10 protein-coding genes, 2 pseudogenes and 1 other annotated feature (1 of these 13 cut by a window edge) are annotated in these 13,609 nt (G+C 39.3%); of the genes and pseudogenes, 3 read left to right on the top strand and 9 right to left on the bottom strand.

Annotation, left to right across the window (positions count from 1 at the left end):
* Positions 1–208 (bottom strand) — a binding site (T-box leader) (it extends 6 nt beyond the left edge of the window).
* A 43-nt stretch (positions 209–251) separates the two neighbouring features.
* From gltX to IEV74_RS15845, 8 genes are all read right to left on the bottom strand, one after another.
* On the bottom strand, positions 252–1,721 hold the full coding sequence (gene gltX, locus IEV74_RS15880; RefSeq protein ID WP_188456358.1) for a glutamate--tRNA ligase: 1,470 nt from the start codon (positions 1,719–1,721) through the stop codon (positions 252–254).
* A gap of 120 nt (positions 1,722–1,841) precedes the next feature.
* Positions 1,842–2,939, bottom strand: coding sequence for a PIN/TRAM domain-containing protein (locus tag IEV74_RS15875; protein ID WP_188456357.1), 1,098 nt, complete (start codon positions 2,937–2,939; stop codon positions 1,842–1,844).
* Positions 2,940–3,126: 187 nt separating this feature from the next.
* A complete protein-coding gene (gene radA, locus IEV74_RS15870) occupies positions 3,127–4,500 on the bottom strand; it encodes a DNA repair protein RadA (RefSeq protein ID WP_188456356.1) in 1,374 nt (457 codons plus the stop codon).
* A 380-nt stretch (positions 4,501–4,880) separates the two neighbouring features.
* Positions 4,881–7,307 (bottom strand): ATP-dependent protease ATP-binding subunit ClpC, encoded by a 2,427-nt coding sequence (gene clpC / locus IEV74_RS15865; protein WP_188456355.1) that lies wholly within the window; start codon positions 7,305–7,307, stop codon positions 4,881–4,883.
* A gap of 16 nt (positions 7,308–7,323) precedes the next feature.
* Positions 7,324–8,388: a protein-arginine kinase McsB gene (gene mcsB / locus IEV74_RS15860; RefSeq protein ID WP_188456354.1), complete on the bottom strand. Its 1,065-nt coding sequence runs from the start codon at positions 8,386–8,388 to the stop codon at positions 7,324–7,326.
* Entirely contained in the window at positions 8,385–8,921 is a 537-nt protein-coding gene (gene mcsA, locus IEV74_RS15855; protein ID WP_188456353.1) for a protein-arginine kinase activator protein McsA, read from the bottom strand. Before mcsA ends, mcsB begins: the two co-directional genes overlap by 4 nt.
* Before the next feature lie 15 nt (positions 8,922–8,936).
* Complete coding sequence (locus tag IEV74_RS15850) at positions 8,937–9,404, bottom strand: CtsR family transcriptional regulator (protein ID WP_188456352.1); 468 nt, start codon at positions 9,402–9,404, stop codon at positions 8,937–8,939.
* 253 nt (positions 9,405–9,657) lie between these two features.
* On the bottom strand, positions 9,658–10,356 hold the full coding sequence (locus IEV74_RS15845) for an MgtC/SapB family protein (RefSeq protein ID WP_188456351.1): 699 nt from the start codon (positions 10,354–10,356) through the stop codon (positions 9,658–9,660).
* Between the two features lie 188 nt (positions 10,357–10,544).
* On the opposite strand from IEV74_RS15845, the gene IEV74_RS15840 reads away from it, so the two are divergent.
* The 3 genes and pseudogenes from IEV74_RS15840 (at position 10,545) to IEV74_RS15835 (ending at position 11,740) form a co-directional block, all read left to right on the top strand.
* Complete coding sequence (locus IEV74_RS15840; protein WP_188456350.1) at positions 10,545–11,471, top strand: hypothetical protein; 927 nt, start codon at positions 10,545–10,547, stop codon at positions 11,469–11,471.
* Positions 11,471–11,527 (top strand): annotated as a pseudogene (locus IEV74_RS19950) (hypothetical protein); the annotation flags it as partial. The gene IEV74_RS15840 and the pseudogene IEV74_RS19950, both read left to right, overlap by 1 nt.
* 27 nt (positions 11,528–11,554) lie before the next feature.
* Positions 11,555–11,740: an NUDIX hydrolase gene (locus IEV74_RS15835; RefSeq protein ID WP_308419008.1), complete on the top strand. Its 186-nt coding sequence runs from the start codon at positions 11,555–11,557 to the stop codon at positions 11,738–11,740.
* Between the two features lie 671 nt (positions 11,741–12,411).
* On the opposite strand, the pseudogene IEV74_RS15830 reads toward IEV74_RS15835, so the two are convergent.
* Positions 12,412–12,954, bottom strand: a pseudogene (locus IEV74_RS15830) (reverse transcriptase domain-containing protein); the annotation flags it as partial.
* Positions 12,955–13,609 lie beyond the last annotated feature (655 nt).

The following is a 13,609-nucleotide window of genomic DNA, read 5'->3' as shown; positions in this document are numbered from 1 at the left end:
GACGCTTATCGCGCGGTTCCACTCTGTTTGGAGAATCTTCCCCCTACTTATGCTCTAGTAACGGTAGAGTACCGCCGTTATATACTTGACTTCCATAACGGACTCAAGGGTGCACTTCAAAAACGATAGCTTAAAATCACTTGCAGCCGATGGTGATTCTCTCTGATTAAGACATTCGTTTTTTACTTCTCCCTGTCAGCGTTCCATATTGTATTATTACTATATTACATTTCGCCTAGAATGTGAACAAATTAAGCATCCAATTGTTTTAAAATTTTATCCAAACGAGCCAAAATAACTTCTTTTCCTAAAAGCTCAATAGCCATTGGCAACTCAGGGCCATGCATTTGTCCAGTTACAGCAACCCGAATTGGCATAAAAAGCTTTTTGCCACGATGTCCAGTTTCTTTTTGTGTTGCTTTAATTTCTGCTTTAATGGAATCTTTAGTAAAATCATCAAGGTGAATCAGCTTATCCGTAAAGACTTGCAAAACCTCTGGAACTTGTTCACCACTAAGCACTTCCATGGCAGCCTCATCATACTCAATATGCTCGTTAAAGAACAACTCCGTTAACTCCACAATTTCCGCACCGTAGCGTAATTGTTCCTTATAAAGTGCGATAACATTCTCTGCCCATGTGCGTGTATCCTCATCCATATCACTAGGCAATTTACCTGCATCAATTAAGTGTGGCATGGTTAAATCAACAACCGCTTTAATATCTAATGATTTAATATATTCATTGTTCATCCACTTTAGTTTTTGCGGATCAAAAATTGCTGCCGATGTTGACAGACGATCAGGGTCAAAAATATTAACAAGTGTATTTTTATCAAAAATCTCTTCTTCCCCAACTGGTGACCATCCAAGGAGCGTAATGAAATTAAATATGGCCTGTGGTAAATAACCTAAGTTATGATACTGCTCAATAAATTGCAAGATGTGCTGATCACGCTTGCTTAACTTTTTCCGTTCTTCATTTAAAATCAGTGTCATGTGACCAAATTTCGGTGCTTCCCAGCCAAATGCATCATAGATCATCATTTGTTTTGGTGTATTTGAAATATGCTCTTCCCCACGCAAAATATGCGTAATGCTCATCAGATGATCGTCAATTGCTACTGCAAAATTGTATGTCGGAATGCCGTTCTTTTTCACAATTACCCAGTCACCAAAGTCACTAGATTCAAAGGTAATATTTCCGCGTACAATATCCGGGAATGTGTATGTTGTATCTTCAGGAACGCGCAAACGAATACTAGGCTTACGTCCTTCCTGTTCAAACGCGGCAATTTGCTCAGACGTTAGTTCACGATGTGCTCCGGAATACTTTGGAGCTTGTCCTTTCGCTTTTTGCTCTTCACGTTCAGCATCAAGCTCCTCTTCTGTCATATAGCATTTGTATGCCAGGCCTCTTTCGAGAAGTTCATCCACATATTTCTGATAAATAGCAAGGCGTTCCATTTGGCGGTATGGACCATAATCTCCGCCAATATCCGCTCCCTCATCCCATTCAATTCCAAGCCATTTTAAATAGCGTAATTGACTTTCTTCTCCACCTTCAACATTTCGTTTGTCATCGGTATCTTCAATACGGATAATAAATTTTCCATCAAAATGTTTTGCATATAAATAATTAAATAGTGCAGTTCTTGCGTTCCCAATATGTAAATGACCAGTTGGGCTTGGCGCATAACGAACACGGACTTGATTTGTCATGATGTTACCCCTTCCTTAATTTGCATTTTCTATAGTAAATTACACTTTATTTTGTTTACAACAAAAAGCGATAACAATACTGTTATCACTTTTATATATCCTTTATAAGTTATACCCTTTTTACAGTGCTTTTTCAAGTAATTTTGGTTTTGCAAAAATCATTCTGCCAGCAGAGGTTTGTAAAACACTGGTAATAAGTACCTCTATCGTTTTTCCGATATAATCTCTGCCTTCCTCAACAACAATCATTGTTCCGTCATCTAAATAGGCGATACCTTGATTTTGTTCTTTACCATCCTTAATTACCTGCACCATTAGTTCCTCTCCAGGCAGAACGACCGGTTTTACTGCATTTGCCAAATCGTTAATATTCAGCACATGAACACCTTGAAGATCACAAACTTTGTTCAAATTAAAGTCATTTGTAACAACGATACCATTAATAACTTTTGCTAGTTTAATTAGCTTGCTGTCCACCTCTTGTATCTCTTCAAAATCACCTTCATAAATCTCAACCTTAACCGGCAATTCCTTTTGAATACGATTTAGCACATCCAAGCCCCGGCGCCCTCTGTTTCGTTTTAAAGCATCCGATGAATCTGCAATATGCTGTAACTCTCCTAAAACAAATTGCGGAATAACTATTGTACCTTCTAAAAAGCTGGTTTGACAAATATCGGCTATACGTCCATCAATAATGACACTTGTATCTAGTATCTTGGCTTTTGGCTGGATTTGATCAGTACCTTCCCCCTCAAATACACGTTTTTTATCGCGCTCTTTGCGGTTGAAGTTTAGTAAGTTTGTTAATTCATCCCTGCGCCTAAAGCCAACCTGGAAACCGAAATACCCTAATAAAATAGTTAAAAATAGCGGTAAGACTTGTGAAACTAAATCAATTTTAATATCTGTCAGCGGAATATTGATTAAAAATGCGATAACCAGACCAACGATTAATCCTAAACTACCAAAAAACAAATCTCCTACCGGGGCCTTGATGAGAGCATCCTCACACCATTTTAGAAACCCAACAATATAATCCGCAACCAAATAAGAGAATAGAAATAATATAATTGCACCTACTACTAAACCAAGATATGGGGATGCAACCCAATTCGAATCGGTAAAATCTAATAACTTTACTATATCTGGTATATATAAATACCCAATGGTACCTCCTGTAATAACAAAAAACAAATGCACAATTTTTTTCAGCACCACTGCTCACCTCCTAGCTTTCATTATTTCCTATATTTATGAAAAATAATCGTAAAATCGAAATAATATGCCTGTTACATTAAATAAAGAATAGCATAGCTGTAAAAATCAGTCAATTGGATAAACATAAAATTTTATCATAGTAAAATATAGATGTCAATTTAAAAATTACTAGAATTGTTGAATTTTATCTGGATACCCCGACCTGAAGTGCCTCCTGAACCGTATCTACCCCAATGACTTCAATTGATTTAGGAATGGTCCATCCATCCAGATTTTTTTTCGGACAAATCACCCGTTTGAAACCCAGTTTAGCAGCTTCTTGTACTCTCTGTTCAATCCTGGAAACGCGTCTGATTTCTCCAGTCAACCCAACTTCACCCACAAAAATATCATCCGGCTTTGTCGGTTGATCCCGGAAACTTGACGCAATACTAATTGCAATCGCCAAATCAATAGCTGGTTCATCCAGCTTTACCCCGCCCGCAACTTTAATATATGCATCTTGGTTCTGTAACATTAACCCAACACGTTTTTCCAGTACTGCCATTAGCAGGGGAACCCGGCCATGATCAATTCCCGTTGCCATTCTTCGCGGATTGCCAAAGCTCGATGGTGAAATCAATGCCTGGATTTCTACTAGAACAGGCCTTGTCCCCTCCATCGAGGCTACAACTGTTGAACCAGCGGCACCCTGTGATCGTTCTTCCAAAAATATCTCAGAAGGATTTAATACTTCCCTGAGTCCAGATTCCTTCATTTCAAAAATCCCCATTTCATTCGTACTTCCGAAACGGTTTTTAACCCCTCGCAATATACGGTACGAGTGATGTCGTTCACCTTCAAAATAAAGTACTGCATCCACCATATGCTCAAGCATTCTGGGACCAGCAATGGCACCTTCCTTTGTAACGTGCCCAACAATAAAAATCGGAATTCCATTTGTTTTTGCAATCCTCATTAATTCCCCTGTACATTCACGTACTTGTGAAACACTTCCAGGTGCACTCGTAACTTCTTCGCGAAAAATGGTTTGAATTGAATCAATGATAACCAATGATGGTTTAATTTCTTCAATCTGATTTGCAATATCAAATAAGTTCGTTTCCGATAAAACGTATAACATGTCTGTTTTTATATCAAGACGGTCGGCTCGCAATTTCGTTTGCCGAGTCGATTCTTCACCAGATATGTAAAGAACAGGCAATTGTTTTTCAGCAAGCTGTGATGATATTTGCAGCAAAAGCGTGGATTTCCCGATTCCGGGATCCCCACCTATTAGCATAAGTGAGCCTGGTACGATTCCGCCGCCAAGCACCCGGTTAAATTCCTTCATCGATGTTGTCATTCGTGGTTCTTTTTGCGATTCAATTGCGGTGATTTTTTCCGGCTTACTTATCGATCTTTTATCTATTCCTAATCCATGTCGGTTCTTCATATTGGATGCTTCAATTTCTTCTACTAATGTATTCCAATTATTGCAGCCCGGGCATTTGCCCATCCACTTTGCAGATTCATAGCCACACTCTTGGCATACGTATTTTGTCTTACGTTTCGCCAATTCAATCCAACCCTTTCAGCTTATCCTTTATTATATACGAAATACATAACGTCAAAGTTACAACAATCTATCAATTTTATAAATAATTTTCCATATCTATGCCACATTTAGCAGGAGGAACCCGTGAGTCAGCAGTCAAGCTTAACAAATGGGTATTAAACTGCCAGGTTTGTGCCTGGGCTGCTATTTCTTGCATCCCATCCGTGTCCTTGTTTACCCGGCTTACAGTTTGGCATGCTTCGTAAGAGAATGAAGAGAAATATTAGAAACGCTACTCTTACATTAACATTGATACGATTCCTTTGGTAATTTGCAAAAAGCCAGCAGGGTGCTTCCTACTGGCTTTCTTCCGCTAATTGTGACTAGCAAAATCTGTTTTTCTAAGCTAAAACAATAAATTCTCCTTTATTGTTTAATCCAATTTTTACTTTTTGGCCTTTGGCGATTGTTTCCTTCAGTAATTCTTCAGACAGCAAATCCTCGACATTTTTTTGGATCGATCTGCGCAACGGCCTTGCACCGTATTCAGGATCAAAGCCCTCACTAGCAATTTTTTCCAAGGCTTTATCTGTTAATGAAAAATCAATATCCTGTTCCCTCAGACGTCGCTGTAATTGCTGGACCATTAATGAAACAATGTTCTTCATATGTTTTTTCTCTAAGGAATGGAACACAATTGTTTCATCAATCCGATTTAAGAATTCTGGACGGAAGGCTTTCTTTAATTCTTCCATTACTTTGGATTTCATATCGCTGTATTCCTTGCCCTCTTCTCCAAGGTTAAAACCAACGTATTTATTACGTTTTAACTCACTGGCTCCAACATTTGACGTCATTATTAATACAGTATTGCGGAAATCAACAACCCTGCCTTTGGAATCTGTTAATCGGCCATCCTCTAATACTTGGAGAAGGATATTAAACACTTCTGGATGTGCCTTTTCAACCTCATCAAGCAGTACAACTGAATATGGCTTTCTGCGTACTTTTTCCGTAAGCTGTCCGCCCTCTTCATAACCAACGTATCCTGGAGGTGATCCAACCAATCGGGAGGTGGAATGCTTCTCCATGTACTCAGACATATCAATACGGATTATTGCGTCCTCATCCTCAAACATTGCTTCTGCAAGTGCTCTTGCCAGCTCTGTTTTTCCGACACCGGTTGGTCCTAGGAAAATAAACGAACCAATTGGGCGTTTTGGATCCTTTAGGCCAGCACGCGCACGGCGAATTGCTTTTGATACGGCTTTCACCGCTTCTCCTTGGCCAATTACACGATTGTGTAAAACTTCTTCCATGTTTAACAAGCGCTCTGTTTCATCTTTTGTCAATTTAGATACCGGTACACCAGTCCATGTTGAGACGACATTCGCAATATCTTCAACGGTAACTTCAGAGTTTTCTTGGCCCTGCTTTTCTTTCCATTGATTTTTCGTCGTTTCCAGTTCTTCACGTAACCGCTGTTCAGAGTCACGTAATGAGGCAGCTTTTTCAAATTCCTGACTTTGTACTGCTGCATCTTTTTCCTTTCGCACTTCTTCTAACTTTTGCTCCAATTCTTTCAGATTAGGCGGAACAGTATACGAACGCAATCGTACCTTAGATCCTGCTTCATCTATTAAATCGATAGCTTTGTCTGGTAAAAAACGATCCGTAATATAGCGATCAGACAAATTGGCTGCAGCATCAACCGCTTCATCCGTAATGGTTACACGGTGATGCGCTTCATAACGATCACGGAGTCCTTTTAAAATTTGGATTGTTTCTTCAAGTGTAGGTTCATCCACTTGAATCGGCTGGAATCTGCGCTCTAATGCTGCATCCTTTTCAATATATTTACGGTATTCATCAAGTGTTGTAGCACCAATACATTGCAATTCGCCGCGAGCAAGTGACGGTTTTAATATATTTGAAGCATCAATTGCACCTTCAGCTCCTCCTGCACCAATCAATGTATGAAGCTCATCGATGAATAAAATAATATTTCCTGCCTGACGGATTTCTTCCATAACCTTTTTAAGGCGATCCTCGAATTCACCGCGATATTTCGTCCCAGCGACAACCGTCCCCATATCTAATGTCATTACACGTTTATCACGCAGCGTTTCCGGGACCTCATTGTTTACTATTTGCTGTGCAAGCCCCTCGGCAACAGCTGTTTTACCTACACCTGGTTCCCCGATCAATACTGGATTGTTCTTCGTTCTTCTGCTTAACACTTGAATAACGCGTTCAATTTCCTTGCTGCGGCCAATTACAGGATCAATGTTCCCTTCTTTAGCTATTGTTGTAAGATCCCTTGCAAGTGAATCAAGTGTTGGTGTATTCGCACTCGTGGATTGGTTTCGTCCTTGTCTTCCAGCTTGTGACTCATTGCTGCCTAAAAGCTGGAGAACCTGTTGTCTGGCTTTATTTAGACTAACACCTAAATTGCTTAAAACACGTGCTGCAACCCCTTCTCCTTCACGAATTAAGCCTAATAAAATATGTTCGGTTCCGACGTAAGAATGCCCTAATTTTCTTGCCTCGTCCTGTGATAACTCCACTACTTTCTTTGCACGTGGTGTATAATGGATTGTTTGCATTGCTTGTTTTCCAACACCAATTAACTGTTCGACTTCTTCTTGAATCTTCCCAACTTCTAAACCTAACGATTGCAGTGCTTTAGCAGCGATTCCTTCCCCTTCACGAACAAGCCCTAATAAAATATGTTCGGTTCCTATATTGTTATGGCCAAGTCTGACCGCTTCTTCTTGGGATAAAGCTAAAACCTTTTGTGCTCTTTCTGTAAAACGTCCAAACATCATATAGTGTTCCTCCTATCTATTTTTCTAATTGTAATCGTTCACGTATTAGTGAAGCACGCAATACATCACGTTCATTTGCTGTTAAGGTCTTCTTCGCATACTGCTGAAGGAAACCCGGTTGTGTAAGAATCATTAGTTCATTAAGTATATGTCTGGATACGTTTTTAATAATACCCAAATCAATTCCCAAGCGAACATTGGATAAACATTTAGCTGCTTCCATTGACTCTATTATTCTGCTGTATTCTAATACACCGTAGGAACGATAGATGCGATCTTCTAACTGTGTACCCGACTGGTCCACCAATCGGCTTCGTGCTTTTCGTTCATGTTCAATTAATTGCTTTACAACACTTTGTAAATCTTCTACAATATCTTCCTCTGATTTTCCTAAGGTTATTTGGTTAGAGATTTGAAATACATTTCCTACCGCTTCACTGCCTTCACCATAAATTCCTCTTACAACAAGACCTAATTGATTAATTGCTGGAATCATTCTATTCAGTTGCCCAGTAATTGCTAATGCAGGCAAGTGCATCATAACCGATGCGCGCATCCCTGTACCAACATTAGTTGGACAGCTTGTTAAATAGCCTCTTGTTTCATCGAATGCGTAATTAACTTTTTCCTCCAGCCAATCATCAAATTCAAACGCCTTTTTAAGTGCCTTGTTTAATTGAAAGCCTGGAAAATACATCTGAATTCGTATATGATCCTCTTCATTTATCATAACGGAGACTTGCTCATTCTCTGAAATAAGCGTTGCAGCTGATTCCGCATGCTTGGCTAAATGTGGGCTAATCAAATGTTTTTCGACTAGAACACGCTTCTCAACTGGTGACAGCCCGCGTATCGGTACAAAAGCAAAATCCTGATAATCTTGAAACGATTGATGTTCATATTCTTTTTGAAAAAACACCTTTATTTCTTCAAGAACCTCCTGCTTGGCTATAAGCGGAAACGATGCTTCAGCGAAATTTCGTGCCAGGCGAATTCTGCTGCTTAAAACAATATCACTATCAGGCCCATCCTCACGCATCCAAGGGCTAATTGCTTCATTCATAAATTGTTGTAACGTCATGCATCATCACCCCGCATCTGCTTTTCTATTTCCTTAATTTGATCCCTAACAGTTGCAGCCTTTTCAAACGCTTCATTTTCAATTAAGTTTTTTAACTCTGTTTTTAAGCTTTCCACTTGCTTTTTAGCATGCAAGTCGCCGCCTTTACGTGTCGGGATTTTACCATGATGCTTTGTATTACCACTATGAACACGGCGGAAAACTGGATCCAATCTGTCAGAAAATGTATGATAACATGTTGCACAGCCAAATTTTCCTATTCGCTTAAATTCAGTGAAGGTCATTTTGCATTGGGGACATTGCAGTTCCTTTGTCTGCCTAAATGTATCACCATTTGTATTTCCAAGTGGTACGGATTCAAAATTAAATAAATCCGTTAATAGATTATGAAGGGAATAACCTTCCTCGGGATACGTCATATAGCCCTTTTCCTTAGCACACACTTCACACACATGAACTTCCTTTTTCGTACCATTCATAACCTGTGTAAAATGAAGTGTGGCTGGCCGTTCCTGGCATTCCTGACATTCCATAACTATTTCCCCCTCCTACTTATTTAAATATTTTAACGTGCTTAACATCGCGGTTAAGATACGAGCACGAACTTCATCTCGTAATGGGAGCTGAAATGCTAATGTATTACGTCCAATCGCACTGGCAATTAGCTTTGCTTCCCGTTCGGTAATTAACTTTTCCTCCAATAATCGTTCTAAAACATCTACAGCTGCCTGCTGTGTTATGGTAGGATTAATCATTTCAATAATTTCATCAATCAATTCAGCTTTATCCTGATGCTTAATACGAATAATCCGAATATATCCGCCGCCGCCACGTTTACTCTCCACTATATATCCCTTTTCCACGGTAAATCGTGTATTAATCACATAATTAATTTGCGATGGTACACATTGAAACTGATCGGCTATTTCACTTCGTTTAATCTCAATAGCGTCTTGAGCCGCTTTTTGAAGTATTTGCTTTAAATGCTGTTCAATAATGTCTGAAATATTGCCCATACTCCACCCTCCTCTCCTTTATTCGATTTATTAGCCTTATTTTCCTTTAATAAAATATAGTATTATTTTGACTTTGACTATCTTTGACTTTATTAATATTATACGACATATTCGGAGAGATGCAAATACATTGTCCCTACATATTTTAGACAAAGTGGGGAAAATTGAAACACACTTTTGTTCATCCGGCCATTTTACATAAGAATTGTTAAATGGCCCCTCACAAACAATCGTCTGCGGGGGCCCTTGATGGTTAGCTTCTTTCTGTAATATTTCTCACATGATCAATTTTTGATATTTCCTCAAACAATACAATTCGGTCGATTTTTATATCTCTATCAATCTTTATAAAAATGTTTCTTAAATCATTTTCAACTTTTACGATCTCGACCTTTTTCAAGTTTATATTATACGACTCCAATACTTTAACAATGTTAGTAATTCGTAAGTTTGGCGATGCAACAATTTCAATAATTGTAGAGGAGCTTCCTTTGGTAAACAATTTCTCAAAGTTATTTAGAAAAACGAGACTTAATAATATAACCAACGTAGTAAACACTGCTGTAGCATACATTCCAGCACCAACAACCAGGCCAAGTCCAGCAACTGCCCAAATAGAAGCAGCTGTTGTTAATCCGCGAATAGTTCCACCATAAACCATAATGGTTCCTGCACCAAGAAACCCAATTCCACTAATAACATATGACGGAATCCGCGCAGGGTCAAATCGGACATTATCATATTTATCAATATATGCTTCAAATCCATACAGCGATAATAACATCATCAAACATGATCCAATTCCCACTAAGATATGTGTGCGAAATCCAGCCGAATGATTCTTCAGCTCCCGTTCGAAACCGATAACACCGGACAATACTAAGGCAATGAGTACACGCACCATAATTAACAAATAGTGCTCACCCATTAGTTCATCAATATGCTCCACCATTTTCCGCACCCTCTCATTTCTATGTAATAGTTTATTTTACATGATATAAGTAAAATTATATAGCAAAAAAATTAGCCATATAGCTTACATGTATATGATATTCACAGGAATTTTATAAGCCAGTTAAAGGATTTCACCTGTTAATGAAGAACTTAATAAATAGGAAATGTTATAAGGAGCTGATACATGTGAAGTTATCCAGAGAACAATTTAATCTCGCTAAGAATTTTATAAAAACACAGGCACGATACATTGATAAAGCACTATTTGATTTTCACTTTGAATCCGGTGACCCGGAAGAAGTCGCAAAAGAACTGAAAAAGTTTCAAAATAATGATGGCGGATTTGGAAATGCTATAGAACCGGATTTCAGATTGCCGAACTCCTCACCAATGGCTACAACAATTGGCATGCAATACGCAAAGGAAATCAACCTGCATACCGACCACGCAATCGTTAACCAGGCTATAAACTATTTATTAACGAATTATGATGAAGATGAGCGAAGATGGCATGCAGTACCAAAAGAAGTTAATGAATTCGCTCATGCACCTTGGTGGCATTTCGATATAGAAAAGAACAGATGTGGTGTAGAGGATACTTGGGCAAATCCCAGTGCTGAAATTGCAAGTTATTTCAATCTCTACAATAGTCTAGTATCCAAGGACTTTTTAGATATGATAAATTTACTGGCACTTGATGAATTAACGGAACTGCCGGAACAAATCGAAATGCATGATTTTGCTTGTTATCAGCGACTATTGGATACCGCACCTCCATCAATTGCTGAAACTATTCTACAATGTCTTGAAAAGTCAGTAGCGATAACAAATTTCGATAAAAGCAAATGGAGTGACTATGGTATTACACCTTTACATGTTTGCTTAAGCCCAGATTCACCGTTTTATAAGTTTGTGAAGGAAGAGATGGAAGAAAACCTTGATTATGTCATTAACAATTTTACGAGTGAAGGCAGCTGGAATCCAAATTGGTCATGGTTTGGGCAGTACGATGAAGAATGGAATCACGCTAAAAATGAGTGGAAAGGTTACATAACTCTAAGAAATCTTCTTACATTAAGGAGTTTTGATAGAATAGAAGGTGTTTCAAATTAATTAGCCTTAAATGGTTAGAATGGGCAAAAAAAATACAGGCACTATCTCAATCGGGACTTGCTTTCTCAAAGGATCCATTTGATATGGAACGGTGCGAGATAGTTGGCGGTGCAGCAAGTGTTGGCTTAGGAACAAAGGATATTAACTTTTTTTCTGAGGATAATTTACCCACCTCTAAAGGGAGAAACACTGCGTCACAAATATATATGCTTTTTGAATTTTTAAAAGATCCCACTAAAGCTGCTGTTTTTAATGAGGAGGGTGGTTAAAACACGGAATAGCTGCAATACCTCAAACATGGCAAGTCATTTTTCAAAGGATATAAAGGTTAGGTGGGCAAATTTAGATACCTGACGACTGGGGTCACGAAACTGCCAAAAAGGGTTGGGAACAAGCTTTTAAAATATATAATGGCAGAAACCCAAAATGGTATTTTGAGGATATCTTAATAGAGGTTAATAAGAATCAGGAAGGTGTTGCAGTATTTTGGGTACGTTTTGAAGTTGATCATGAATTAACTGATACAAAGTTATTATTCATGGAAACCTTCCATAAAGAAAATAATGAATGGAAGAAAATCAGGGAATATGTGAAAAGTGGGTTTACCATTGGTTCCTTATTGGTGTAATTAAGCATATGAAAATTTCTGGCGTCCGTTTAGGTGTACTCCTCCCATCCTGCAATGCAGGGTGATTTGGTCATTCCCCGCAAAGTAGCGTTTCTAGTCGAATGTTCTACCTTTGCAGCAGAATAAAGGAAATGCGATAAGCTTGGGGGGAATTGTCGTTGTCGTTAACGTACAAAGGTGAGAGTCCTTCATGTATTTAGTACTGAAGCTGGACCAGGATATATTAGAGGTTTTGATATCACAACATTTAAATTTTATAAACAATCGAGTAGGAGGAGGTGACTAACCTCCGACCTCTCACACCACCGTACGTACGGTTCCGTCTTCCATGATACCTGCTTGCAGATATCTGCGGATTAATTTCAACACGTTCGAATCTTGAATTCGCTTGCTCAAGGTACGCATTAATCTGTCATGGTTTACTTTATCGAAAAATTTCTCCAAATCCATATCAATAACCCAGCGATAACCTTGCTTAATATAACTTCTTGCTTCCCTTACCGCATCATGTCCACGTTTGTTTGGACGGAATCCATAACTGTGTTTCGAGAACGTTGGGTCATATTCCTTGGTGAGAACTTGTGCAATTGCCTGTTGGATGAATCTGTCCAGCACGGTGGGGATACCTAACTTCCTCTTCCCGCCGTTCGGTTTCGGGATTTCGACACGACGAACAGGTTGAGGATAATAGGTTCCCTTCTGAAGTTCCTCTCGCAGGGCAGTCCAGTGTTCCATGACATACGTTCGTAGGTTTTGTACGGGCATCTCATCTACGCCATGACTCCCTTTATTACGTTCCACACGTTTTAATGCGAGTGTTAAATTTTCCCGTGATAAGATTTGTTCCAACATGATATCTAACTCCTGCGTGAATTGTTCAATCTTCTTGTGTGGCAATAACTTTCAGCCCTTCTAATGTCCCCCACGGGATTCACCGTTTCCTCCATTAGGAAGGTTTCATGTTTCTGCTTCATCAAGCATTACGTACGCAAAGTGACAATTCTTCTTAAATGATTCAGCCCTTCTTGAATAGTCTAGAGCTATTCAATACTACAGCTTCGGCTGACTTCTGATAGTTCAGCGAACATTCGCATGTTCGGTTACGGCGTGTGCACCGCACTCCTATCAGACCTCCCAGGGTAAGCACGCATTCTTCCTCTCCATATCCCCACTCCATTTACTTCGTGTATCCTTCGGCAGTAAGGGCTTTAACTTGTTATGCAGTTTCTCCCAAATACACCTAGCCTTCTATGAAGTTCGTGTTCCTCAGGGCGGAGATTTGCCTCGGACTTCCTTCAGATTCTGGATCACCCCAGAAACCCTTGTCTTTAGCTAACCGCTACTACTGCCTTCACGGTTCGGGACTCTAACCCTAGAGAATGTGTGCATGCCTGGCACACTAAAAAAAGCTAAGATCATGAGATCTTAGCTTAAATCTTTTTGCCTGGCGGCGTCCTACTCTTGCAGGGGCAAAGCCCCAACTACCATCGGCGCTGAAGAGCTTAACTGC

Source organism: Virgibacillus oceani (genome assembly GCF_014638995.1).
Classification (GTDB): Bacteria; Bacillota; Bacilli; order Bacillales; family Amphibacillaceae; genus Virgibacillus_E; species Virgibacillus_E oceani.
This window is presented reverse-complemented; position numbering and strand designations above follow the sequence as displayed.